The organism is Elusimicrobiota bacterium, from assembly GCA_016180815.1.
GTDB lineage: Bacteria > Elusimicrobiota > Elusimicrobia > JACQPE01 > JACQPE01 > JACPAN01.
In genome coordinates, this window is the sequence record JACPAN010000005.1 from 126702 (window position 1) to 150587 (window position 23886).

Annotated in this window: 23 protein-coding genes and 4 tRNA genes; 8 read left to right on the forward strand and 19 right to left on the reverse strand. The window is 53.3% G+C overall.

Going from position 1 to position 23886, the window contains the following annotated elements:
• Position 1: 1 nt before the first annotated feature.
• Entirely contained in the window at positions 2-3214 is a 3213-nt protein-coding gene (locus HYT79_02300; GenBank protein MBI2069408.1) for a CHASE2 domain-containing protein, read from the reverse strand.
• Positions 3215-3440: 226 nt separating this feature from the next.
• Here HYT79_02300 and HYT79_02305 point away from each other — a divergent pair, with 226 nt between their 5' ends.
• From HYT79_02305 to HYT79_02315, 3 genes are read left to right on the forward strand one after another with little or no spacing between them, the layout of a single operon-like run.
• Positions 3441-5231 carry a FecR domain-containing protein gene (locus HYT79_02305; GenBank protein ID MBI2069409.1) on the forward strand — a complete coding sequence of 597 codons (1791 nt, stop codon included), beginning with the start codon at positions 3441-3443 and terminating at the stop codon, positions 5229-5231.
• A complete protein-coding gene (locus HYT79_02310; GenBank protein MBI2069410.1) occupies positions 5203-5973 on the forward strand; it encodes a hypothetical protein in 771 nt (256 codons plus the stop codon). The genes HYT79_02305 and HYT79_02310 overlap by 29 nt, the downstream gene beginning before the upstream one ends.
• Positions 5970-7145 carry a hypothetical protein gene (locus HYT79_02315; GenBank protein ID MBI2069411.1) on the forward strand — a complete coding sequence of 392 codons (1176 nt, stop codon included), beginning with the start codon at positions 5970-5972 and terminating at the stop codon, positions 7143-7145. Before HYT79_02310 ends, HYT79_02315 begins: the two co-directional genes overlap by 4 nt.
• A 13-nt stretch (positions 7146-7158) precedes the next feature.
• Here HYT79_02315 and HYT79_02320 read toward each other — a convergent pair whose 3' ends face one another.
• The 8 genes from HYT79_02320 to HYT79_02355 form a co-directional block, all read right to left on the reverse strand.
• The gene (locus HYT79_02320) at positions 7159-8142 is read right to left on the reverse strand and encodes a hypothetical protein (GenBank protein ID MBI2069412.1); all 984 of its coding nucleotides are present in this window, start codon (positions 8140-8142) and stop codon (positions 7159-7161) included.
• A 110-nt stretch (positions 8143-8252) separates the two neighbouring features.
• Positions 8253-9626: a hypothetical protein gene (locus HYT79_02325; protein MBI2069413.1), complete on the reverse strand. Its 1374-nt coding sequence runs from the start codon at positions 9624-9626 to the stop codon at positions 8253-8255.
• A gap of 89 nt (positions 9627-9715) precedes the next feature.
• Positions 9716-11125, reverse strand: a complete 1410-nt coding sequence (locus tag HYT79_02330; protein MBI2069414.1) for a hypothetical protein — start codon at positions 11123-11125, stop codon at positions 9716-9718.
• Positions 11126-11659: 534 nt separating this feature from the next.
• On the reverse strand, positions 11660-12271 hold the full coding sequence (locus HYT79_02335; protein MBI2069415.1) for a tetratricopeptide repeat protein: 612 nt from the start codon (positions 12269-12271) through the stop codon (positions 11660-11662).
• Positions 12272-12307: 36 nt separating this feature from the next.
• A tRNA-Arg gene (locus HYT79_02340) sits at positions 12308-12379 on the reverse strand.
• Positions 12380-12382: 3 nt separating this feature from the next.
• Positions 12383-12937, reverse strand: a complete 555-nt coding sequence (locus HYT79_02345; protein MBI2069416.1) for an adenine phosphoribosyltransferase — start codon at positions 12935-12937, stop codon at positions 12383-12385.
• The gene (locus HYT79_02350; GenBank protein ID MBI2069417.1) at positions 12895-13854 is read right to left on the reverse strand and encodes a sigma-70 family RNA polymerase sigma factor; all 960 of its coding nucleotides are present in this window, start codon (positions 13852-13854) and stop codon (positions 12895-12897) included. Before HYT79_02350 ends, HYT79_02345 begins: the two co-directional genes overlap by 43 nt.
• A 1-nt stretch (position 13855) precedes the next feature.
• Positions 13856-14134 carry an acylphosphatase gene (locus HYT79_02355; protein ID MBI2069418.1) on the reverse strand — a complete coding sequence of 93 codons (279 nt, stop codon included), beginning with the start codon at positions 14132-14134 and terminating at the stop codon, positions 13856-13858.
• 159 nt (positions 14135-14293) lie between these two features.
• On the opposite strand from HYT79_02355, the gene HYT79_02360 reads away from it, so the two are divergent.
• The 3 genes from HYT79_02360 to HYT79_02370 all read left to right on the forward strand — a co-directional run bounded on the left by HYT79_02360 (position 14294) and on the right by HYT79_02370 (position 16149).
• A tRNA-Pro gene (locus HYT79_02360) sits at positions 14294-14365 on the forward strand.
• 15 nt (positions 14366-14380) lie between these two features.
• Positions 14381-15505: a hypothetical protein gene (locus HYT79_02365; protein MBI2069419.1), complete on the forward strand. Its 1125-nt coding sequence runs from the start codon at positions 14381-14383 to the stop codon at positions 15503-15505.
• On the forward strand, positions 15502-16149 hold the full coding sequence (locus HYT79_02370; protein ID MBI2069420.1) for a VTT domain-containing protein: 648 nt from the start codon (positions 15502-15504) through the stop codon (positions 16147-16149). Before HYT79_02365 ends, HYT79_02370 begins: the two co-directional genes overlap by 4 nt.
• A gap of 17 nt (positions 16150-16166) precedes the next feature.
• Here the strand turns inward: HYT79_02370 and HYT79_02375 are convergent.
• Positions 16167-16239 (reverse strand) — tRNA-Ala (locus HYT79_02375).
• A 27-nt stretch (positions 16240-16266) separates the two neighbouring features.
• Positions 16267-16339: transfer RNA gene (locus HYT79_02380), tRNA-Pro, on the reverse strand.
• Between the two features lie 70 nt (positions 16340-16409).
• Between HYT79_02380 and HYT79_02385 the strand changes: the two genes are divergently transcribed.
• Both HYT79_02385 and HYT79_02390 read left to right on the forward strand, forming a co-directional pair.
• A complete protein-coding gene (locus HYT79_02385) occupies positions 16410-16673 on the forward strand; it encodes an HU family DNA-binding protein (GenBank protein MBI2069421.1) in 264 nt (87 codons plus the stop codon).
• A complete protein-coding gene (locus HYT79_02390; protein ID MBI2069422.1) occupies positions 16670-17065 on the forward strand; it encodes a MerR family transcriptional regulator in 396 nt (131 codons plus the stop codon). The genes HYT79_02385 and HYT79_02390 overlap by 4 nt, the downstream gene beginning before the upstream one ends.
• A 5-nt stretch (positions 17066-17070) precedes the next feature.
• On the opposite strand, the gene HYT79_02395 is transcribed toward HYT79_02390, so the two are convergent.
• Genes HYT79_02395 through miaB form a run of 8 tightly spaced genes read right to left on the reverse strand, consistent with a single transcriptional unit; the run spans position 17071 to position 23872 of the window.
• Entirely contained in the window at positions 17071-17643 is a 573-nt protein-coding gene (locus HYT79_02395) for a bifunctional nuclease family protein (GenBank protein MBI2069423.1), read from the reverse strand.
• Between the two features lie 10 nt (positions 17644-17653).
• Positions 17654-18688 (reverse strand): hypothetical protein, encoded by a 1035-nt coding sequence (locus HYT79_02400; GenBank protein ID MBI2069424.1) that lies wholly within the window; start codon positions 18686-18688, stop codon positions 17654-17656.
• A complete protein-coding gene (gene plsY / locus HYT79_02405) occupies positions 18688-19287 on the reverse strand; it encodes a glycerol-3-phosphate 1-O-acyltransferase PlsY (protein ID MBI2069425.1) in 600 nt (199 codons plus the stop codon). The genes HYT79_02400 and plsY overlap by 1 nt, the downstream gene beginning before the upstream one ends.
• Positions 19284-19835, reverse strand: coding sequence for a CDP-alcohol phosphatidyltransferase family protein (locus tag HYT79_02410; GenBank protein ID MBI2069426.1), 552 nt, complete (start codon positions 19833-19835; stop codon positions 19284-19286). The genes plsY and HYT79_02410 overlap by 4 nt, the downstream gene beginning before the upstream one ends.
• Positions 19832-21121, reverse strand: coding sequence for a GTPase HflX (hflX, locus tag HYT79_02415; GenBank protein ID MBI2069427.1), 1290 nt, complete (start codon positions 21119-21121; stop codon positions 19832-19834). The genes HYT79_02410 and hflX overlap by 4 nt, the downstream gene beginning before the upstream one ends.
• Entirely contained in the window at positions 21112-22188 is a 1077-nt protein-coding gene (miaA, locus tag HYT79_02420) for a tRNA (adenosine(37)-N6)-dimethylallyltransferase MiaA (protein MBI2069428.1), read from the reverse strand. Before miaA ends, hflX begins: the two co-directional genes overlap by 10 nt.
• Entirely contained in the window at positions 22137-22625 is a 489-nt protein-coding gene (locus HYT79_02425) for a PilZ domain-containing protein (protein ID MBI2069429.1), read from the reverse strand. Before HYT79_02425 ends, miaA begins: the two co-directional genes overlap by 52 nt.
• A complete protein-coding gene (gene miaB, locus HYT79_02430; GenBank protein MBI2069430.1) occupies positions 22622-23872 on the reverse strand; it encodes a tRNA (N6-isopentenyl adenosine(37)-C2)-methylthiotransferase MiaB in 1251 nt (416 codons plus the stop codon). The genes HYT79_02425 and miaB overlap by 4 nt, the downstream gene beginning before the upstream one ends.
• Between the last annotated feature and the right edge of the window lie 14 nt (positions 23873-23886).

A 23886-nucleotide genomic window follows, 5' to 3' on the forward strand; every position in this document is an offset into this window, starting at 1 on the left:
TTCACTCCGGTGGAGAAATAATCGGCAGAGTTTTTTCGAAATCTTCAAATTTTTTCTTTTGCGGCGATTCTTTGCCGGGCGCGGCCGGAGCGTCGGGCTTGGTTTCGGGCGGCTTGTTGCCGTCTGCGCCGGTCACGGGATTGGGAGGCGGGGGCACGGCATCGAGCTTGATGGTCGCCTCTTCTTTTTTGGCGATGGGGGCCGCCTGCGGCGTCGGCTTCGGGGCGATCGGCGCTGTTTTTTCCGAAGCCGGAGCCGGTTTTGAGTTTTCCGGGGGCAGCAGCAAGGTTTTTTCCTGGGGCGCTTCTTGTTTCGACGTTATAGAAAAATCGGTCTTGTTTTGCGGAGGAGGTTCGATCAGCGTTTTATCCGGCGGTTTGGTTGCCGATGAATTTAAAGCGGGTTGAACCGTTGCGGGCGGTTTGGGCGCAGGAGCCGGCGTTTGAGCAGGAGCGGGAGCCGGCGACATAGGCGCCGGCGTTACTTTAAACGCAGCAGCCGGCGGAGGCGCAACGGCAGCCTGTGCTTTAGACTCTGCAACCGTAGCAGTTGGGGGCGCAGGCGCCGCAGCCGGAGCCGCTGGTTTGGGCGTGTTTACTTTGCCTTCCAAAAACGCCCTTAAATCAGCGGCCATGTCCGTTCCCGTTTGATATCGCTCATCGGGATTTTTCTTTAAGGCCTTATCGATGATCGTCGTTAATCCTTCGGGTAAATCCTGGCGTATGCTTTTGGGATCCGGAGGAGGGTCATTGGCGATTTGAAAGAGAAGCGTGCCGATGGAATCCCCTCCCTTCCAAGGTTTTTCGCCGGTCAGCATTTCAAACAAAACAATGCCCAACGAGAAAAGATCGGACCGGCCGTCCACTTTTTTGCCGGCAATTTGCTCCGGGCTCATATAAGAGGGCGTGCCCAGCACAGTGCCGGTCGCGGTTTGAGACGAGGCCATGATTCTGGCGATGCCGAAATCCGTGACGCGGATGGAGCCGTCTTTCAACAGCATGATATTGGCGGGTTTGATGTCCCTGTGAATGACGCCTTGCTTGTGGGCATACCCCAAGGCATCCGCCACTTGCATCGCGTATTCGACGGCTTTGGGCAAAGGCAGGAGATTGGCTTTATTCGCATTTTTCTTTAAATCATCCCCCTCCAAGAGTTCCATGGCGATATACGAAACATCCTGTTCTTCACCGGCATCGAAAATTTTGATGATATTGGGGTGCGAAAGATTGCCGGCTGATTGAGCTTCCCTGAAAAAACGTTCCTTGACGGCTTTCATGCTGGCTTCATCCATGTCCTCTTCAAAGCGCATGGTTTTGATCGCGACCTGGCGGTTGATTTTGGGGTCGCGGCCCAGGTAAACGATGCCCATGGCGCCTTTGCCCAATTCCTTTTCAATTTCATAGCGGCCCAGCGTAGGTTTGACCCCGGCGCCTTCGACCACAACCGTCGACTCGCGACCCTTGCCGATCGGGCCTCCCATGATGGCGCCGTCGGCCGCCTTCTTCAAAGCGGCGATTTTTTGGACGACGTCTTTGTACCCTTTGTCTTTGCCGGAGATGAATTCATAAACAGCCACGGCTTTATTGAACTGGCGTTTTCTTTCAAAATCCAGCCCCAGGTTATACAGCAGTTCCTTCATATTGTCGTCCACCGGGCATTTGCGGAATTTTTCAAAAGCCAAATCCAGCATTCCTTGCCCCTGGAAGGACAGCCCCAGCATTTTGTTGGTTTCAATGGATTCCCCTTCAACTTGCTCCTTTTTACGCTCGGTGACCAGGAATTTTTTTGAGAATACCACCAGGTAGCCGACCGCAAGCAAGAAGGATGGGTAGGTGACTTTAAGCCATTGCCCTGTCTTGAAAAGATAGGTTCCGGCGGCCAGCATGGCCAACAGAAGCCCCAGGGAAACGCCCGCGCCTGTTCCGGCTTTTAAGCGCGGCAACATCAGGCTGACGAAGAGGCCGACCATCAAGATGGCGGCCAGTTCAGCCGGAAAATTCCAGGACGGCCGGACCAGAAATCTTTTATTGAACAGATTATCCGCGATATTGGCCACGATATCGATGCCAGGGAAATTGTGCCCCACGGGCGTGACATAGACATTGCTTAAGCCCGCCGCGGTCAAACCGACCAGCACCAGTTTGTTTTTGAACGCCTCGGGAGCGACTTTGCCTTGGATCACGTCATAAAAAGAAAAGGTGGCGAAGCTGCGCTCCGTGCCTCGATTATTTTTGTATTCAGGGCTGAAGGTGACGGCGAATGTGCCGTCGGTATCAAGCGGAATGGTCGTGTTGCCCAAGAGAAGGGAGCGCCCGGGCGCGATGGTCAAATCATCGCTTTTCAAGCCCAGGTAATGCTTGACGATCTCAAGGGCGAAGGACGGAAAAACTTGTTCGCCGTAGGCGATGCCCAGAGGCTCGCGGCGCACCGTGCCGTCGATGTCCGGCTGGGTGTTGACATGACCGATGCCGGCGGAATTTTGGGCGAATCGTTTCAAGGGCAGCGTGGCTTGGAACGAGCTCAACAGGCTGCCCTCGGGCGCTTGGGCGGACCGATCCACGATCATGGCCGCTTTGGTGACGTCCGTTGATATGTCGTTGGCCTTGCCCTCGATATTGGAGCCGGTCTGAAAGAACAGAGGCAGCACTACATTGCCCGCGGATGAAATGGCGACTTCAAGCTTGGCGTCGTTGTCTAAGGCTGCGTGCGACTCATCCATGGCCGCCAGGAATTTTTTGTCGTTGTCCAAAGACTCCTCCCACCATTTGAAGGATTGGCGCAGCCCCCAATCCCCTTTGGCGAAACGCGGTTTTTGTTTTTTGGTTTCCTGCTCCCGCATCTCCAGCGTCGTGCGGTAGTTTTCACGCAGGCGGGCCAATTCGATCAAGCCTTGGTTTTGTTCGGGTTCCGAAAAAAGAATGTTGAGGCCGATGACTTTGGGTTTGGCCGCTTCCTGCGAAAGCGTTTCCAATAGTTGCGCGATGCGCGCGCGGGGCCAGGGCCAGCGTCCCAGTTTGGTGATGCTGTCGTCATCGATGGTAATGATGGCGATATCTTTGGCGGGATTGTCGGGCTGCCGGAACAGGGCCAGGCGAAAGTCGTAAAATTTCAATTCAAGCGTTTCAAGAACCCCGCCGGATTGAAAATACGAAAAAAAGACGAGGCCTGTGAGGACCAAGCCCAAGGCTGTCTCCGATTTAAAAATTTTTTTCATGCAGCCGTTCGATTGCCATCATTAAGGAGGGATAAACGACAGCCCCTCCTTCGCTTGGCGCCTGCGCGCCGGGCGATTCGGGGCTTGCTCCCTCCGTTTAATTTGTATCCCCTTTTTATCCGCCTGTCAAGGCGCAATTGAAAGCGCTCACGCGACGCGTGCGTATTTTCACATTGAACGGGATTTTTTTTTGCTTTAAAATTATGGTAGAAAGCAGGAGGCTAGAATGAACATTAATCTTGTGAAGTTCGGTTTGAGCGTCGCCGCTCTTTTAATTTTGGGCGCTCAAGCGTCGGCGTTGCCCTCTTCTCCCGACCGCCTTGTGGTCGCTTCGGTTCAGGGAGATGTCCAGGTTTGCGACAAAGCCAATAACTGTGCGGCCGTTGAAGTGGGCCGCGTGCTTTCCGGCGGTGAGGTTTTAAGAACGGGCGCCGGCGGCCGGGCTTACCTGCGTTTCGGCGATAAAGATAAATTTGAAATTCGCGAGCGAACGCGCGTCATCGTGGATCAGGTGTTGCCCCGCTCTTCCCGCTTGCAGCTTTTCCTGGGCACCTTAAAAGCCACTGTTTCCGGCGGCTGGTTCAGGCGCCGCGATGTGGCGGTGGTGACGCCCGGCGGCGTGATGAGCGTGCGCGGCACCGAATTTACGGTCAATACCAATGAGGCCGGCGACACGGTCGTTGAGGTCATGTACGGGCGGGTGGATTTGGTTGATCCTTTATCCGGACGAACCCTCGATAATTTCATTCAAGGTGAAAGCGGCAAAGTCCAAGGCGATGCCCCTAATCTCGACCAAGCCGGGGGCGCTCCTTCGGGCGAGCCCAAGTCCGAAGAACTCGAACCGATGGAAGGCGAAGAAGGTCATGAGGAGTTTCAACAGCAGGAAGAAGAAGCGCGCGGCGATCAGGGCGCAGGCAGGAGCCGTAACCGGGGCGACGGCAAGGTTGAAAAGGGCGGTTTATCAGCCGACGGCTTCGTCGAAGCGTTCGGCGGGGCGCAGGGATTTCAGGCGTTCGGCGAAGCCCGCGCCGAGATCGATAAGAAAGCCGGGGACTTTGCCGGCCGCGAAGCGGCGCAGGTGGCCAATATCGTGACCACAGTGCGCGAGGACGGTTTCGCCAGCGGCCGAACGCTGCGCGACGTTCACGGCAATTTGGTGCGCGTTGAGCAGCTTTTGCAGCGGCCATCGGGCGACAGCATCCAATTCGTTAATCTGGTCAAGCGCGATGAATACACGTATAAAGGTTATTTTCCCCCTTCGACGCCGTATCCTACCAGCAGCCGCAAAGATTTTTTTAAGGCGTCCATTACTTTCAATAAGACCTTGCCGGAAAACATCATGGAATGGCCCAGCTTCTTCGGGAGCAACTCCGAGACATTGAGAATTAATTTGGTTGAAGCGACGATGGCCAATAATACCGATGCGACGAGCCAGGATTTCATTAAATTTAAAGCGACTTACAATCCCGGTAAGGATGAGGTCGGCGGCGTTCTTTGCGGCGCAGGTTTAACGTTCGGCGTCAATTGCTTTGAGCAGACAACCATCGGTTTTGTCAACGGCGCGGATACGGGCGAGTGGGTGGTCACCGATTGTACGAATACCACGTGTATCAATGAATCGGCTAATATTACTCAGGACGGTTCCGGCCCCGGCGATTTGTGGTCAACGGCGGAATTGCCGCTGAATCTTGTCAATGAGGTTTCGGATACTCTATTCTTGGTTGCCCCGGACGGATCGAATTTGACCGCTGAGTTATGGCTATTGACCGAAAGCTATGCCATCGGTAACGGCGGCAATATTTTAAATATCAATAATATTCTCAACAGCAATATCACCGAGCCCTTCGCTTTCATGAGAACCGTGGCCGGTGAAACGATCCTTACGGTCCGGACCAAGCCCTCTGCTCAAGCCGGTCAAACCATTTTTCAAAGAGGCAATATCGATCTTGTGATTATTCCTGATCTTATGGTGGACATCGTCCAGAAATATGCGGCGCATATCGGCGACAGTTTCTAAGCTGATTCGGTTTGCGCCGCGCGGCGCCGCTGTTTTCTTTTTTCTTTTCCTTTTGGCGGGGCGGACGCTTCATGCCAAATTGGACTTTGAAGGCAAGGGAAAAGCCATTGCCTTGGAAATCGCCACCAATCCCGGCGGTTTTCTTTACGACCTTCATCAACTCACCGAATCAGTTCAGCCCACGCGCATGGGGCGGCGTTTGACCGTAAGTTCGCAATTGCTTCCCACGCTTTTGCCTTTTACGATGGGCAATCTCAGCGGTCGATTCACCTTGGTGCATGAGCATATCGGCGTTTCCCCCCAAATCGAGTTGTTCGGCGGCTATTCTCAGTTATTGGCTTTGACTCAGGTTGATTCCGATGATATTGACGGAAAAATTTCCGGCAATCATTACGGTTTAAGCACGGTTTGGTCCGTTCATCCGAAGGCCCGCGTTCAGGTGGCTTATGAAACCAGCTCGTTGATCGGCAAAGCCACATTCAAGAAGAAACCCCTTGATGTTTATGGAACAAAATTGACCGATATTAAAATCACCATTAAGGAAAGTTTTGTGTTGATGGGCGCGGAGCTTTTGCGCGGCGAGCGTAAATATCTATTTACGCAAATGGGCTTCGGACTTGAAAGCACGAAGCTGATGGCCCGCGTGGTTTTTTCAGGGACAACGTTTGATTGGGGCTTGACCGTTTATCCTGAGGGTGCTTTGGTTATTTACCCGACGTTCGGATTCAAATTCGGCTTATGAGAATATTAATTTTAATCGTTCTTTTCGCTTTGGGCGTCTCCCCCTTGAGCGCTCAAGAGAAGAAATTTATGCCCTATTATCGCTTCAATTTCGGCGAAGGCATGGCCCTTCCCTCTAAAGGCGATTTTTTCGCGAGCCAAGATTTATCCTCACAGGTCGGCGCCTTGGTCAAGCCCTTGGGCTGGCTTCATTTCTTCGGCATGTATGATTTGACGTATGAAGGCCCTGGTTTGATGCGCTCCGAGGGCCGTATTTTCTCCGAGCGTGCCATGCGCCATTCATTCATGCTGGAACCCACCTTCGCCACTCCTTACGGCAAAATTCGGACCAGGGGCTTCATCATCAACGAGAAAAGACGCAGCGGAACTAATGAGGTTTGGGGCAAGGGGCTCTATGATTACGAAGCGCAGGGCGCTTCCGTCGGTTTTGAAAAAGAAGTGTTCGGTTTGAAGGTTTTCCCGGCCATCACCATTACGAAAATGGAATTCCCCAATTTCACGGATTTGCTGCGCGAGTTCCAGAGCGCGAGTTTGACGTCTGAGCTCTCGGGCGGTTTGATGGACCAGGACGTGCAGGCGCTTTCTCTCGATGTTTCGCGGCAGCCGTTTAACGCGCACGCGAGCATCAGCACGCAGAAATACAAACGGGAGAAGGTTGTGGCTTCAAACGGCACTTATTCCGGAGAGAATCAAAAAGACACGGTCTCCGAACTGGGGGCCAATTTTGAGACCACTTTGTGGCGTTTCAGTTTTGTGCCCAAAGCCGTTTACCGGATGAAGCGTTCCAATCAGAATTATCTGCGTTTCGCTTTCTTCGGCGACACGAACCCGACTTTTATCGCAAAAAATTACGACTACAATGAATTCGGCGTGGGCGGGCGTCTGTATTTGAAATTGACCCAAACCAAGGCGATTTTTGGTTCCATCGATTTAAACAATCGTTCTTATACCGACCGGCCGACCCGCAACGAATCCGGCGTTTACCAGAGCGAAAAACAGAAAACGATTTGGGGCTCCTGGGGCGGCGGCCTTCAATGGAAGGTGGCGGAATACTCCACCTGGAATCTGGCCTACAATTTCGTCCACAGCTCTTCAAACATGAAATTTGAGCGCTTCATCCCCTACAACTACACCGGCCACGTCGTCGGCCTTTATTTCACCGTCGCGCCATAGTTCTCCGCAAGCTTCATTCGTTAGGGTACCAACTGGTCCAACCTAAATCGTCCTCATAAAAAAACTGAAGATCAAGATCGCAATCGGCTAATAAATCGCCCTGCGGCCCGACCATGAATTCATAAATGGTCCGTTCTTCGGGATCGGTCATCAAAGTGTCGGCTGATCCCTCTTGCATCGCATCGAAGACCTTGGTCAGTTTTTCATAAATTTTGACGTTTTGGTCCAAGCAGGATAAGTCTTGGCAATCTTGCCATGCCAACCGGTCGAAAATGCAGGCTTTCAATTCCAATTTTCTGAGATTGGTTCTCATGACCGTCGCTTGAAAAGGCTGCCCGTCCCTGCATATGCGCGCTAATTTTTGCACGGTTTGGCAATCCTGAGTATCGCGGCATGGCCAACCGGAATCAGGTTCGATGGATGAGGGGCCGCCCATGTTTTGCGAATCTATTTCGGTTTCCAGGATGCGGGAGATTAAACGCGGCATCGTGATTTGATAGCGGCAAGCTTCTTCGCAGGCGTAGATGACATCAGCGGTGCGGTGTTCATTATGCAAATACGTGGAAAGAATCCCTCGGTCTTCATGGTCAGCCGCATGGCTAAGCTCATGAAAAACCAGGTACTCATAATCGTCGGCGCGCTCGCTGATATAATCCGGTTTCGGTACAGTCCCCACCCTGATGGCCGCGCTATTTTCTGAGGCGAAGGTCTGCCCCCATACGCCTTCTTCGCCGCAGGCGAAGGTCAGGGCTGCGCCCGCTATTCTTTCTCTTATGGCTTCGCCTAAACTGCGATTAAGGCCTTTGCGGATCAAGCAGCCCTTGGCGATTTTATCGGCGCCCTTAATGGCTTGTTTTAACCTTGTTTTTTCTTGTTCGCTGCAATTAAAGAAACGCGGTTCTTCGGTCGCATGGCAGGGAAGGGCAAGCGCTGATACCATAATGATCAGGCACATCATGATGAACTGGCCGGTGTTCCGCCATGCTTGTTTTGTCATTAGGTGCTTTAGTCCTATGACTATATTGTGGCGCCAAAATGGCGTTCTTACAAGGGCATAGGCTTTGTTTCATGTGAAACAGTCCTATTCTATGTGTGTTTTTAGCTCGTTTAATCGAAGGTCAGAGAAAGTGAAGCTTGGGCCCCTTGAACGGATTCCGGTTTGACTCCGGCTGTTTCATAGGCTTGGCCGAAGTTAAATTGAAAAAATTTAACCTGGGCGCGGAAGCGTTCAGAAAATTCGCTGATGGTCTCCAAGGACCATTCGGAACCCAGGTCTTTGGAAATCTGGGCGCTCTGCGAGGCTCTGAACAGGAGCCGGCCGATTTCAGCTTGAACGGGGATGCGATAGATTTTATAGGTCTTTGATTTGAAGAATAGCCCGAATGTGGTTACCCCGCTTAAGCCGCTGGGCAGGCCGTTCCAGGTCGTGGTCGAAGGAAGGGCGTCAAAGGTGGTGGCGCCTAAAAGTCCCCCCTGACCCGTTCTTTTGACTCCGTCAAAACGATTGGCCATGGGCGCGAAATAGGCCTCATCCTGTTGGGTTTCCGATTTATCCCCGCTGCCTTGAGCATAAATAAACCGGGTATCCAGAGCCCCTAGAAACTCCAATTTGGGCAGCCTGGCCTTCCACATCCCTTCTAAAGTCAGGGAAGAGGCTTTATTGGTGACTTTTTCCCAAGCCAGGGTTCTGGGCGTAAAATAACTTCCCTCCAGCCAGACGACTTCAGAGTGAAAGGAGAAATTGGGCGTTTTTTGATCGTAATGGAGCGTGTAGTAGAGCCTGCGGGAGTTGCCTACGGCGGGGCCGAATTGGCGGTTTCGCGTAGTGGCATCGAGTTCGGTCATCACGCCTAAATTCCATTTTCCCATCCTTTTAATACCGATGTTGCCATGGCTGAAAAAAACTTTTTCCGTTCCGTAATTGCTGGTATCCGTGTTCCCGGCCGTGTACTCAAGATCAAGCGGGCCGACATCAGCCAGTTTGGCATGAATACCGAAAATACCCAGGCCGTTATCATCCAGGAACATGCTTTCACCGGTTCCCATAGGAATGGACCCAGCTTTAAAGGTTAAGGGATTTAACCCCCAGTGGCCTTCAAAACCGAGATAGGCCTGGGAGACGAAGAGATCGGACCCTGCCTTGGGGTAACGCGTAGACAACTGGGCCAGGGGTTGGGGAAGCTCGGAAATACCTACCAAAGAGATGTTCTCCATACGGAAATTAAAGATCCAAGGCTCTTCCATGACCTTTAAGTTGACATGGCCGCGCTGGGCGAAATATCCGTATGAGGCCCGGTTGGTGTTGGTGGAGATTTCGCTCCAGGTGTAATAAGCGGGTTGAGCGGAAACGGAAACGTCGATCGTGGCTAGGCTTGGGTCCGGAGCCGCGTGGGGCATGACTTCCGGGACTTGGGCCCATCCGGCCTGTGTCATTGCGAGGAGCGCCAGCGACGAAGCAATCTTAATCCCACGCTGAAGCATTGGTGTATTTTAGCCCAATAATTTCTCGTAAAAAACAATCCCCCCGCCTTTCGGCGGGGGGATGAAAACTCTCTAAACGGTCGGAGAGTTTAGAATTTCACCGTTGCGTTGGCGAAGTATTTGGTGATTGTGTCAGCCATGGGGCCGTTGGCCAGCAGGGCGGATTTTGCATCCGGATCGAATTGAGCAGCACCTACTTTAAACATGATGTTGTCTGATTTCATGTAGGAAACCGCTACGTCAATTTCCGAGCCGATGTCTTTGACAAGGCCGGCCGCGGATTGAGCTGCCGTCAACTTATCAATCTCAGCAGTCAGATAGTCTGCGCTGACGCTGAGTTTATTGTCCATGACCGGAAGAGTGTAGGCTGCGTTTAGCGCTGTTACGCTAAGACCGCCACCCACTGCAACTGCACCCGCTGTATTGACGCCGCTGTCCAATCCCTGAAGAACTGGGCTACCACCGACTGAGACAGTGTTGCCCAAGGCGTTGCTTTTACCCAGAATTTCTCCGTAATTTTTTCGAGGAGCTAGTCCGAAGTAGGTCATGTCGTGGAAGGATTTATCCTGGGTTGCTGTGGAACCATCGTCGCCGCTGGCTTGCGCCAATTCGACGCCGAGTTTGAGCCCGACGTCTTTGAGGTTGACCATGCCTTTAAGAGCGGTTAAGTCGCCCTTAAAGTCGACTTTTGTCGTGGCTCCGGTATTTTGTTGGCCGCTGTTGGAAGCCCAATCAAGGCCGAGGCCGAGCATGCCGTCAAGCAGATTAACGCTGGCATTAAGCTCGTAAATACCAAGATTGAGGTTGTCAGCCGTGGTATTGGTGACTTGATCGGTGCCATGATGCCATGCAGCAGTCAAGGGAACATCAAGCATGTCTTGTCCTGTCACTTCTTTGAGGTTTAAGCCTACTCCGAGTGATCGAACTACTCGACGGTTGCCGCCACCGGTGTAGTCATTGCCGGCAAGTGTTTTGGTGTCATTCGTGGTTGCATGCAAGTAGTTGACATCCACAGGGCCGACTTTCCGCCACAATTTTACAGCGTCCACGCCGGCAACCGTAAGGTTGTCATCATCATAATGGCCTGCAAACAGAACCAAGCTGTCAGCTTTGCCGACATACTGGCGGCCTAACGTTGCTCCAACCTCAAGGATAACATCATCAATTGTCAGGTTGGCGTTTTCCAGCCTGAAATTAAGAGTTTCTCCATGGGGCGTCTGTGCAGCTTGTCCGAATTGACCTGCCGTGCTTGCGCCGTTATTCAAGGGCGTTCGCACAGCTTCCACTTTGACCGAAACCCCATCGGTTAACTCGCCGCCCAATCCGAGCGTGAGTTTATGCCGAGTGGAGTTCCTTTGGTCTTCCGTGGCGTTTTTGTCGCTGAAGTCGGTCTCATTGTTGGCTGACTGCGATTTTAGGTCCAATGAGCCATCCAGCTTGATTTTGCTTAGGTCGAGCTCAAGCGCCCAGGCGTTTTGACCAAGAAGAAGCATGGCCATTAGGACACTTAACGCTCCTTTAGCGTGTCTCATTCGTTTTCCTCCTTACTTAGTTGGGTCTCTATGCCTCGGTAGGCATAGTTCGGCCTTCCGCCATAAACGGACGCGCCCGCCAAGTGCTCTGTCATCCCCCTCACCCTGCTTTGCAGGTTGTCTGATGGGATCCAGGGGTGTCGGAGGGGTGGGGCAGCTCGCTCGACAAGGGTTGCCCGCCGTTGGCGGCTGGGCTCCCTGCCTAGAGCGGAGGCCATGAAATCGCTGCCCTCCAGGGCTTTCGCACCGGGAGGGCAGGCCATGAGTAGGGATCTGTTGATGGGAAAGCAAATAGGAAAGTTGGAAATCGTTTTCCGCCCCTCCACTAAGTAGCCTCCCATAGAAATCAGATTCTTGAAAAAAGCTTAGGGGTTGTCAATACCCCCATCTCCCTATTGGGATTCCAAGTTTTATTACTTAGTGCCAGATTGAATTAAATAGTTCCGATATTCGGATAGATAAAGCTTATCAGCGTTATAAAGAGTCGGGTATTTGGTCCGATCAGGGACGAACGAGGCGCAATCGGGTCTCTGCTCGATGGGCCCAAACCGTTTCCGGATAAAGCACTCTTAGGCGTTCCAGTTGTTCTTTAGCCTTAGGAAAGTTCCCCCCCATCTCATAGACCCTGGCCAGGCTTTCATAGGCTTGCGGAGCGGAAAAGTGGTCCGGATAGAGGGAAAGAAAACTTTCCAAATGTTGGCGGGCCTCATCGATTTTGCCGACGGCCTCGCAAGCCCGGGCCAATCCTATGGTTGCGATCGGCAGCAGAGGTTTGACCTTCTTACGATTTAATAGGCTCCTGTAGCGTTCTTCGGCCTGGGCCCATTGGCCTTCCCGGGCATAAAGGGTGGCATTCATTAATAGGCCGAAATCCCCCAATTTACTGTTTAAATGACGGGTTTCGATTTCGCCGAAATATTTGTGGGCTTCTTGGGTTTGACCCTGATAAGAGAGGTACTGCCCGCCGGAAAGCAATTGCCATCCTCTGTCCTCGAGCTCTCTGATTTGAATGATGAAAGCGCCGCCTAAAATAACGGCTAAGACCAGGATGAATGAAACCGTTAAAACAACGCCTTTATGAGCCTTAACCCATTGAATTGCTCTTAATGTCATGGATTTATCCTAACTAATTAATGAAAAGGGACAAAATGCCCCCGGGCGGAATCGAACCACCATCTCCTCCTTAGGACGGAGTAGCTCTATCCATTGAGCTACGGGGGCGGCTTAAAACTGGATCAGGGAGTGTACGGGGTACCGGCTGATTTTAGCCCGGCCGTTTAAAGGCAGCAACTCAACAAGGAAAGATATCGCGGTAATTTCCCCCCCCGCTTTTTCGACAAGCTGGGCCGCGGCCAGGGACGTTCCGCCGGTGGCCAAGACATCGTCGGCGATTAGGACCTTTTTACCCGATAGGAAGGCGTCGCGGTGAATTTCGAGCGTATCCTGGCCGTATTCAAGGTCGTACGTGACGCTGACCGTATGATGGGGCAGCTTGCCTTTTTTCCTCATGGGCACAAATCCGCAGCCTAAGCGGCATGCGATGGCGCTGCCGAAAATAAATCCTCTGGCTTCAATACCGACGACGTAATCCACGCCCGACTTGGCGTAAGGCTTGGCGAGCAAATCGATGGTTTTTTTAAACAGGCGGGCGTTCCCTAAAAGCGGGGTAATATCCCTAAAAAGAATGCCCGGTTTCGGAAAATCTGAGATGTTGCGGATGGCCCCGATGAGCGGGGTCAGCCCATCTTGAGTTTTTTGCCTAAGGCTTGGCTTGACCATATCACACCTCGCGTTAAACGTAAAACATTTTTTTGTTTCTCGGTGCGGCGCAGCTGCGTGGAAATAACGCCGCTTTCAACCAGGCCCATGCGATGGGCGATCCGGCGCAGGCGCTCCAAGGCCCTCGTTTCAATTTGGCGGACACGCTCGCGGGAAAGCTTCAACTCCTTGCCCACTTCCTCAAGGGTGTGAACTTCCGCGCCTTTCATGCCGTAACGGAAGGTCAGCACTTGGCGTTCGCGGTAGGAGAGTTCGTTGAGCGCTTTTTTGATTTCGTCGTTTGTTCTTGAGGCGCCGATCGCGTGATCGGGGGTTCTTTCTTGCGGGTCTTTGATGACTTCTTCCAACACAAGATTTTCATCGTTGCCGATCGGGCTCTCAAGAGAGCCCATTTCTTTGGCGGCCTCGGCGGCGTTGACGATGCCTTTGATCTGCCGGGCGGTGAGCCCGGTATTTTTGGCCATTTCCGATACGGACGGATCGCGGCCCAGGCGCCCGTGAAGGCGGTCCCAGGCCTTGAACCATTTCCTGAGCGCCTCCCAGGCATGCGGCGGGATGCGGATGGTTTTCGACTGCTCCTCGATGGCGCGGCGGATGCTTTGCTCAATCCAATAAGAGGCGTAAGTCGAGAAGCGGAAGCCCTTGGACGGTTCGAATTTGTCGATGGCATGCATGAGTCCCAAATTTCCCTCTTCGATTAAATCCAGAAAGTCGAGCCCGGCGCGGTGATATTTTTTGGCGATGGGAATGACCAGCTTGAGATTCGATTCCATAATCGTCTTTTTGGCTTTTTTGTCGCCGCGCTTGGCTTTTACCCAAAGGAGGTGCATGTCCTCGCGGGTGAATTCCTTGAGGCGTTGAATCCCTTTGAAATACTGCTTCGTTAAATCGAAATTCGTTCCCTGACTTTCAGCCATATTAATAGGTTATTTCGAAAGTCTGGAATTCTCCCGCGTAGGGTTGCCACTCGATTTCAACGGCGTCGACTTTAGCCCAGGGGTGTTTTTGCTTTAAGGAAGCGATGAGGCGTTCGATGTCGCTCTCGTCGCCTTCGACGGCCAATTCGACGGAGCCGTCCGGCTGGTTTTTGACCCAGCCCTGCAGATTTGATTGTTTGGCCATTTTTTGGGCGAAATAGCGGTAGCCGATGCCTTGAACGACCCCACGCACGATCAAGCGCGCTCTTTTTTCCGCCATCCCTTCGCCTTTCACAATGTTATGGATTCAATAAAATTTTGAGGATTCGCGGGCGCTTCATTGCAAAGCATCATGACATTATAAAGGTAATAAAAGAAGGATTACGCCGCAGTTTTTCAAGACTTGGGGACCTTGGTATACTGAGGGTCGTCGTTTTAACGGGGGTTGGCGTAGTGGTAGCGCGCTCGCTTGGGGTGCGAGAGGTCGTGGGTTCAATTCCCACACCCCCGAAATTTCAAGATGGCCATGCCTAAGAAAAAAATTCTCCTGCTTTATGCCGCTCCGGATTCCGGGCATGCTCAAGCAGCCCATGCCGTGGTGGAGGCCATCAAGCGTCATAGCGATTGGGACGCGGCGGAAGACAATGTTATCCGTTATTTTCCCCATTTGGGCGGACTGTTTCTCAAGCTTTATCATTGGATGATCGCGAACCATTCCGGAGTTTGGGGGCGAATGCATGATAATCCGGAATTGTATCCGTTGGTTCGCCAGGCCGAAGGCCTGCTTTATGATCAGGACATCTTCAAGCTTCGGCAAATGCTGGAGCGCCACCGGCCTGATGCGGTGATTTCAACGCATGCCTTGCCCATACGCATATTAGCCGGCGCTAAATCCAGAGGCCGTCTTGATACGCCGTTGTTCGGGGTCACCACCGATTTTTGGGCCCATCGCTATTGGGCCTCCGTTTCCGTGGACCGTTATTTCGCTTCCAGCAAGCAGGCGGCCGACGATCTGGCGCGCCATGGCGTTGACGCCGGCCGTATCGAGACAACCGGGATTCCGCTCAGAGGCCAATTCTTGCGCCCCCCGGCTAAGGCGGCGGCCTGCCGGCGCTTGAAACTTGACCCGAAAAAACCATCGGTCATGGTCATGGGCGGGAGCCTGGGGCTGCTGCCTTTCGATGAGCTCTTGAGTGCTGCTCAGAGCAAAGGCTCCCCTTCTTCCTGGCAATGGTTGTTTGTGCTTGGAGGCAATGAGGAGGCCCTGCGGCGCGTCAAAAGCTTGAGGAAGCCGGAACATGCCGGGCGCATCCGGATCTATGGTTTTGAAGACAATATCGTTTCCTTGATGTCCGCCGCTGATTGCCTGATCACCAAAGGCGGGGCTCTGACCGCGGCCGAAGCTTTGGCCGTCAATTGCCCGCTTATTATTCACCGTCCTATCCCCGGGCAGGAAGAGGGCAATGCCCGCTTGTTGGTCAAAGCCGGCGCCGCGCTTAGGGAGGATCAATTGGACGGAGTCCTTCGTTCGGCCGCTCTTTTGTTTCGTTCGCCTTCGCGATTGGCTAACATGCGCGAGGCCGCTCGGAAAATCGCCCGGCCTCAAGCCGCCCTTGATATCGTCAAAGCCTTAAAGGAGTCGCTTCGATGATCGCGGAAATGACGCAGTGGATTTTGGAGCTTTTGCGCACGCACGGATCCGTGAGCGTGTTTATCGGCGTGATCATCGAATCAGTGATCGTGCCCATCCCTTCGCCTCTTATTATCATGGGCGCGGGCGCCATTTTAATCGCGCCGGACATTGGTTGGGGCGCAGCCTCGTTTGATATTTTAAAGTTGATCGTTTTCCCCGCCACCGTGGCTTCGACGCTGGGCGCTTATATCGGCTACGGCATCGGTTTCTGGGGCGGCAAACCCATGATCGAGAAACTGGAAAAATTTTTGGGATTCGGCTGGCAGGATGTGATGAATATGGAACGCCGTTTCCAGGGCCGGCGCATGGGCTGGACGATTTTTCTTTTGCGCGCGCTGCCCATCGTGCCGTTGTCGCTGATTTCAGCGGCCGCGGGCGTGATCCGCCTCCCGGTTTGGGCCTTTACCTGGTGGACTTTTTTGGGCTCGGTGCCCCGCTGCCTGTTTTTAGGCTATCTCGGCTGGATTCTCCATGACGCCTACTATGCCATGGCTAATAAACTTAATTTTGTGGAGAGTTTGGTTTCCGTAGGCATTGTGGCCGGCGCCGGGCTGTTGGTTCTTTGGCTGCGCTTCAGGATGAGCGGCCCCAAAAAAACCTGATTGCTCCGCACATAACTTGGACCCGAGGAGGATCGAACTCCCGGCCTCTTCCTTGCGAAGGAAGCGCTCTCCCAGCTGAGCTACGGGCCCAAAAAGTCCAAGTTATGTGCGGAAATTTCGGGGCGAGAGGATTTGAACCTCCGACCTCTCGGTCCCGAACCGAGCGCTCTACCAGCTGAGCCACGCCCCGATTCCCCGAAACTCCATTGGCGAGATTGATTCTATCAAGTCCTGTCTCACTTGAGTAAAATAGGGATTCCATGGATAAAGGCAAACTGACGTCGTTGGTGCGGTTAAAGACCGGGTGGGATAAAGAGGTCTCCGACCAGGCCGTGGAGATCGTGCTGCGGTCTATTCGAGAATTGCTCCATCACGGGACTCGGTTGACCATCCACGGCTTCGGCACGTTCGCGGTTCGTATGAGCAAGCCCCGGCGCGCCAGAAATATCAACACCGGGGAAGCCGTGGCCGTCCCCCCGCGCAAACAGGTCAAATTTAGAATGAGCCAGGAGTTTCTTGAATGAGGCCGCGCAGAACTCTCTTGCCTGCCGGGGGGCAACCGGCATCAAGTTCTTGGGGCCCTTCCTATGCGATCAGCGAAGCCAGCCGCTTGACCCAGGTGCCGGAACATATTTTGCGTTATTGGGAAACGTGCCGCCTGGTCGCTCCATCGAGGACATCGCGAGGACATCGGCGTTTCCGCGAGGCGGATATCGAGAAGATTTTAAAAATCAAGGATCTTTTTTACGTTAAACGAATGCGCCTCGAAGGCGTGCGCAAGGCGCTGGCCGATGAGGCGAGAAAGCGCCAAAAGAGCTCCGAGCTTCCCTTGGAATTGGACACGCAATCCGCGGCTGCGGCGGCGCTGGCTGAGACTAAGCGGGCGTTAAAAGAAATCCTGCAACTGCTGCGCTGACGGGACTATTCGTCGTCTTCCTCTTCTTCGTCCTCATCGTTGTCTTCGGGGCCTTCGGTCGCTTCTTCGGCCTCCCCTTTCTTATGTTTTTTGGACTCTTTGTCTTTTAAACCCTTGACGATGTCTTCGGGTTTAATGTTCTTAAGCTCTTCCTTGAATTTTTTGACTTCGTCCTCGGAAATAGGTTTTTTCATCGTATGGCATTTGTCGAAAACTTTCTGTTCGACGAAAATCGGGCAATTGGCGCGGACAGCCAGTGCAATGGCGTCCGAAGGCCGTGAGTCAACCACATGTTTGGTGGAATTGTGGCTGATATGCAGCTGAGCGTAAAAGGTTTGTCCGCGCAGGTCGTTGACGATCACTTGGTCTATTTTAAAGCCCAAAGAATCCAGCGTATTAATCAACAAATCGTGCGTCATGGGGCGGGGCAATTGAATATCCGCGAATTTAAGGGCGATGGCTTGGCCTTCGGAGATGCCGATCCAAATCGGCAGGAGGCGGGGGCCGTCGAGTTCTTCGAGCAACAGGACGCATTCGGTTCCGCTGGTGGCGATGGAGTAAACTTTGACTTTGATCATTTCTCCCCCGTTAATTTAAGTTTAACAGGATTTCGCGCGCTTTTGTAGGGGTTTTTAGGACCACCGAAATCCGTTCAGCCAAGGTTAGTTTTGTTTTTGTCCGGGCCGCAAGCTTAAGAAATTCATGGCAGGCGGAAACGCCTTCGGTCACCATGCCGATTTCCCGTTGGGCCGCCTCAAGCGTGTAACCTTGGGCCAGGAGACGTCCTAGGCGGGAATTTCGGGAATTATGCGAGAGGCTGGTGGTCAATAAATCGCCCAATCCGGCCGGGCCGTAAATCGTTTCGCGGCGTCCGCCCAGGCGCAAAGCCAAATCCGCGATTTCTTCCATGGCTCGCGTCAGGTAAAAAGCCTTGGTGTTGGCGGAAGCGCCCAGGGCGTCAAGAACGCCGTAGCCTAAGGCATAGATATTTTTCATAGCGCCGCCTAATTGGGCGCCGATGCTGTCCGGGGAGGTCCTGATCATGAACGAGCCGCGTTCAAAAAGCGTCTTTAAAGCATTCATCTTGGCCCCCGGCCGTCCGGCTAAAACTGCGACGGTCGGCGAGCCGTAAATTAATTCTTTGGCGATGGTCGGTCCGGAGAGAACGAACACGGATCCTGCCTCGAGTTTGAGCGTGCGCCGGGCCATCTCGCTCATGAGGGTTAATGTGGCGGGGTCAAGCCCTTTGCTGAGGATGAGGCAGGCGTAAGGTTTTTCAATTTTCAGCGGCGAGCCTTTTGTTTTTAATTTGCGGACCTTATCCTGAAGTTGGGCCAAGGCCTTGAGGGTGGCTGCGGCATAAGCGGAGCCCACCGCAACCACAAGCACATGGCGTTTGCTCAACGGCAAATGTTCCAGTCGCTCGACAATCTTGATCGTTTCCGGAACAACCGGTCCGCCCAAAGAGGGGTGGCGTCCCGTCAAGCGGATATGATCGCGCAAGCGTTCCAGGTATTCCCAGGCGTTGATTTCTTTGACTCCGTGGCGGGCCAAATGGATGGCCAGGGCTCCCCCCCATGCGCCGAAGCCCAAAAAGCTCAGGGGAAGATGGCCCGGCGGCATTAGGTTTTTTTGGCGAACAGAAGTTCTCGGCCGGTCAGGAGCCGTTTCATATTGGAGATATGGCGGATCAGAATGACCGCTCCGATAATAACGGACATAATGGCTAAGCTCGGCGGAGAGCCCAGGGCCAAACTGGTCGCCGGCAGAACAACCGCGGCCAGCATGGAACCGACCGAGATATGATTCGTCAGCGCCGCTCCCAGCAGAAAAGCGCCGGTCGCGCATAGGGTCGGTATAGGCAGAAGGCAGACGCAGACTCCGGCGCTCGTGGCTACGCCCTTGCCGCCTTTAAAACCTAAAAAGACGGTCCAATTGTGGCCGATGATGGCCAAGGCCCCGACCAACAGATGAAACCAGGTCAATTCCGGTTCGATGCTGACGGCCAGGTAGACGGGAAGGAATCCTTTGAGGATATCGCCGATGGCCGTCGCAAACCCGGGGATTTTCCCGCAGGTGCGATAAACGTTGGCTGCGCCCGGATTGCCTGAGCCGTGGCGCCTGATATCGATGCCTTTAGCGTATTTGGCGATGAGAAATCCCGAGGGGATGGCCCCCAAAAAATAGCCGCCGATGGCAACGATCCACAAGGTGATCATCATTGTGTTTTGGCGGCCAGGGTTTTTGTGCCCAGGGCCAGATAATCCGCGAATGAAACGAAGGTGATCGACGCGATGATGTACATAAGAAATTCAAGAATCATATTGAACATGGGGGTTTCCAAATTCGGGAAAGCCAATTTTGACATGACCAGAACAAAGAAAATCATTTGCGTGGCAATGGTCATTTTTCCGGACAAGCGCGGATTGGCTTTTAATTCTTGTTCTTTGATCAACCAGAGCAACCAACCCAGAAGAATAGCAAAATCCCGGCAGATAAGAAGAACGAACAGCCATTTCGGGATGGCGCCGACCAGCACGAAGGAGACATAAGTCGGAATTAAGAACGCCTTGTCCGCGAGGGGATCCAAAAAAGAGCCGATTTTGGTGATTTGACGGCGTTTGCGCGCAAAAAAACCGTCGAGCCCGTCCGTGATGGCGCTGGCCAAAAAGAAAATCAGGGCGGGAACATAGTGCGAATAAATGAGAAAAATCAGAAAAAACGGCGTCAGCGCGATGCGGATGATGGTGATTTTATTGGCTAAGGTCATGGTCCGGCCATTCCTTGGAGTTTTTTAATCTGCGCCGCAGGCGCCTGCCAATAAACGCGATAGTCCCCCTGTCTGTCGGTTTTAAATTCGATCACCCTGCCGAGTTTGTAGAGAAGAGAAACGAGATGCCCGTCTTTGGCCCGGATTCTCAATTTGGACTTGGGCCAGGTACCGATCAAAAGGTTTTCGATTCGCTTCATCAATTGATCGAAGCCTTCCCCGGTTTTCGAGGAGACGAGGAGATGCTCCGGGTAGCGTTTGGCGAGGTAGCGTTTTTCGTCCGGGGTTAATAAGTCGGCTTTGGTGAAGAGGCGAAGGGCCGGGTAATCGTCGACTTTGAATTCACCCAGAATCGTGTCCACGGCTTTGCGCCGTTTTTGAATCTCGGATTCCGAGTCCATCGGGTCATCAACGATGATCAGGCAGTCCGCCCAGCGAATCTCCTCAAGCGTGGCCCGGAAGCTGGCCACCAGATGAGTCGGCAGTTTTCGGATGAAACCCACGGTGTCGGTCACCAAGAGCGGCAGGCCGCCGGGAAGATAAATCCGTTTGGTCAAAGGATCGAGCGTGGCGAAAAGTCGATCATCAGCGTAGGCGGCCGCCGAGCCGTTTTGATGAGGGCCGAGCATTTTATTCAACAGCGACGATTTCCCCGCGTTCGTGTAGCCCACGAGCGCGGCTTGAGCGATGCCTTCGGCGAGGCGTTGGGCGCGCTGGGTTTCCCGCTCTTGTTGGACGCCGGCCAGCTGTTTTTTGATGTTTTGGATTTTGACCCTGATGCGCCGCCGGTCGTATTCCAAAGCGCGTTCGCCGGGACCCCTGGCCCCAATGCCGCCCAACTGCTGAGAGAGCCCGGCTCCCCGCCCGCTAAGGCGGGTCAGCATATAGGTGCTTTGCGCCAACTCAACCTGCAAAATGCCTTCCTTGGTGCGGGCGCGTTGAGCGAAAACGTCCAAAATCAGGCGCGTGCGGTCGATAATTTTCGTTCCGATGGCCTCTTCGAGATTGCGTTGCTGGGTGGGCGTCAATTCCTCATCAAAAACAACGGTGTGAATATCCAATCGCCGTACCATGGCCGCGATTTCTTCGGTTTTACCCTTGCCGATTAAGAGGGCCGGGTCCCTGGCCATGCGTTTTTGAATAATTTTTTTAACGGCTGCGCCTCCGGCGCTTTCAACCAGGCGTTCCAGCTCATCGAGAGAATCATCATCGAACCCGGTTTTCTTGGTCAATAACCCGACCAGAATGACCTTCTCCAGCGGGCGCAGCGTTTCTCTTAACGGCATGGCTGCGGTATTTTCCCCATAATGATTTGTTCGGCGCGCTCAAACATCAAGCGTTCATCGCGGTCCGATTCTTCATTGAATGAAATTTTGACGAGGTTCTTTTCTTTTTTAAACCAGGTTTCCTGGCGGCGGGCGTAGGCGAATTCAAGCTTGATCGAACGGGCGACGGTTTCTTCCCGGCTGATTCGTCCGTGGATCATGTCCCAGACCGGTTCGGCAGAAAGCGATTCAAAGACCGGCCATTGCCGGATGCTCTCGCCGTGCTTATTCTTCAAGCCGTTTAATTCTTCGGTCATGGATCCCAAGAACCTGCGAATGCGGCGTTCGATTCTTTGTTTGAGCGCGGAACGCGGCCAATCAAGATAAAAAGCGGCATGCGGCCAAAAATGGTTTTTCTCGGTTTTTGGCCCGGAGCGAATCTCAGATAAAGGGCGCCCCAATTGGCGGCAAAGTTCTAGGGCGCGCAGAACGCGGCGGGGATTTTGCCGATCGATGGATTGATGAGTCTTAGGATCGAGTCTTTTAAGCTCTTCGCTTAGCGCCGGAAGGCCTTCGTTGTTTAGGCGCTGATTGAGCTCTCGGCGCAGGGAATCATCGACAGGCGGGGCTTCGTCGAGGCCTTGGTTTAAGGCGCGCCAGTAAAAACCGCTTCCCCCCGCCACGATGGCGCAGCGCGAGCGTGAAAAAATATCGTCTAAAACTTCCCGGGCGGCCGTGGCGTATTGTTGAGCATCCCAACGCTGCCGGTGATCCAAAAAATCCACCAGATGATAGGGTACCGCGTCATCGACCGTGAAGGTTTTTCCGTCGTCCGTCCAACGGCCGGCGGGCGTGGACGTCAGCGCATGCAAGCCTTTGTAAAAATTTCGGGAATCGCAGGAAACAACTTCCGCGCCCAGGCGTTTAGCCAAGCGAACGGCCAGGGCTGTTTTTCCCGAGGCGGTGGGGCCTAAAATGGCGACGACGAAGGGGTGATGGCGGGTTGTATTTTTATGAACGGGGAGGAGGGTTGTACTCAGGGCGTTTCGAGCTTTTGGGCTTTTTTGCAGAGGTTGAAGAAGCGGCATGTTTGGCCCGTGCAAACCTCCGGCAAGCGCAAGCCGATTCTGGTTTCGCAGTCCGAATAATCATCGATCAAGTGGCGAATCCGGTCTTTTAATTTTTTGGCCACTGCGGCGAATCGAACACCCAGGGTTTGAATGCCTTCGCGGCTTCGGACATGAACAAGATTGCCCTCGATTTTGGCCCGCTCGAAACCGGGAATATTGGCGACTAAATGGATGCGGCGAACCCTGGCAAAAATTTCTTTTTCGCCGAACGCCACAAGCGCCATGCCGCCGGCTGAAATATTGGCCAGGATGGCGGGTATTCGATGCGCTTTATGGCCGTTTGTGGTTGAAATGCGGCCGTTCGATTGTTGTCGCAGTAGAACGATTTCGACGGGTTCGGCCAGGTCGGCGGCAATCGGGATGCGCGGATATTTGCGCCTTTCCGAAGGCTTCATGACACTAGTCTACCAAGTAATTTGCGGCTTTTGACACCTTCAATGTTGACCGGCTGAGCGGACCCTGCCTGGGTTTTTTGGCCGTTTAGAAGTTCGACTTTGTAGGAATCGCGTGAAAATCCTTCTTGATCCGTGTGCCAGAGAACCTCTTTAACTTGACCGATTTGCGCCTGGGCCTTTTTCCGGCCCATGTCTTCGGTTAGCTCAAGAGCCCGGGCTAAACGGCATTCCTTGGTTTCCTGATCGATTTGCCCTTCCAAGTTAGCGGCATCGGTTCCATCGCGAGGTGAGAATTTAAAGCAATAAGCGCCGTTAAAACCACCTTCCCAAATTAAATCCATGGTTTCATCGAAGTCTTGCTCGGTTTCGGTGGGAAAGCCCGCGATAATATCCGTGGTGATGGCGATATTCGGGATGGCTGCGCGCAGTTTTTGGACGATTTCCAAATAGCGTTCCCGCGTGTAATTGCGACGCATCAGTTTTAAGATGCGATTTGAGCCTGATTGCACGGGCAGGTGAATATGGTTGCAAACCTGCGGCGTTGCAGCTAAGGTTTCGATGAGCTTATCGTTGAAGTAATAAGGATGCGGGCTCATAAAGCGAATGCGCTCCACGCCCTGTATTTGGGCCACGGTCTTGAGCAAGTCCGAAAAATCGACGATCTCCCCTTCTCCCCGATATGAATTAACCGTTTGCCCTAACAGCATAATCTCTTTGGCCCCCTCCCGAACCCGTGTTTCAACTTCTTTCAATATGGCTGCCGCCGGACGGTAAATTTCCCGTCCCCGCACAAAGGGCACGATGCAGTAGGTGCAGGTGTAATTGCACCCGCGCATAATGGTGACATAGGCGCAATGTGCCCTTGCTTCTTTTCCATTCCCCTCATCCGGCCAAACCCCGACATTGTCTTTTTCCCAGCTAAATTTTTCTTTTAGCGCCTCTTCAACGATTTCCGGAAATTGTTCAATCGATTTAGCGCCCACCACCAAATCAACATAGGGAAAGCGTTTCTGCAGAACGTCTTTAGTCCGCTCCGCCGCGCACCCGGCCACGATTAAAAGCCGGTTGGGATTCGCCTCTTTCCATTCGCGCAAAGTGCCGACAAAAGAAAAAGCCTTGTCCTCAGCGTGCTGGCGAACCGTGCAGGTGTTAATCAGGATGGCATCCGCATCTTGAGGCGTTTGAGTAAACCCAAATCCCCGCCCGACCAAAGTCCGGCCCATTTCCTCGGAATCGGCCGTATTCATCTGACAACCAAAAC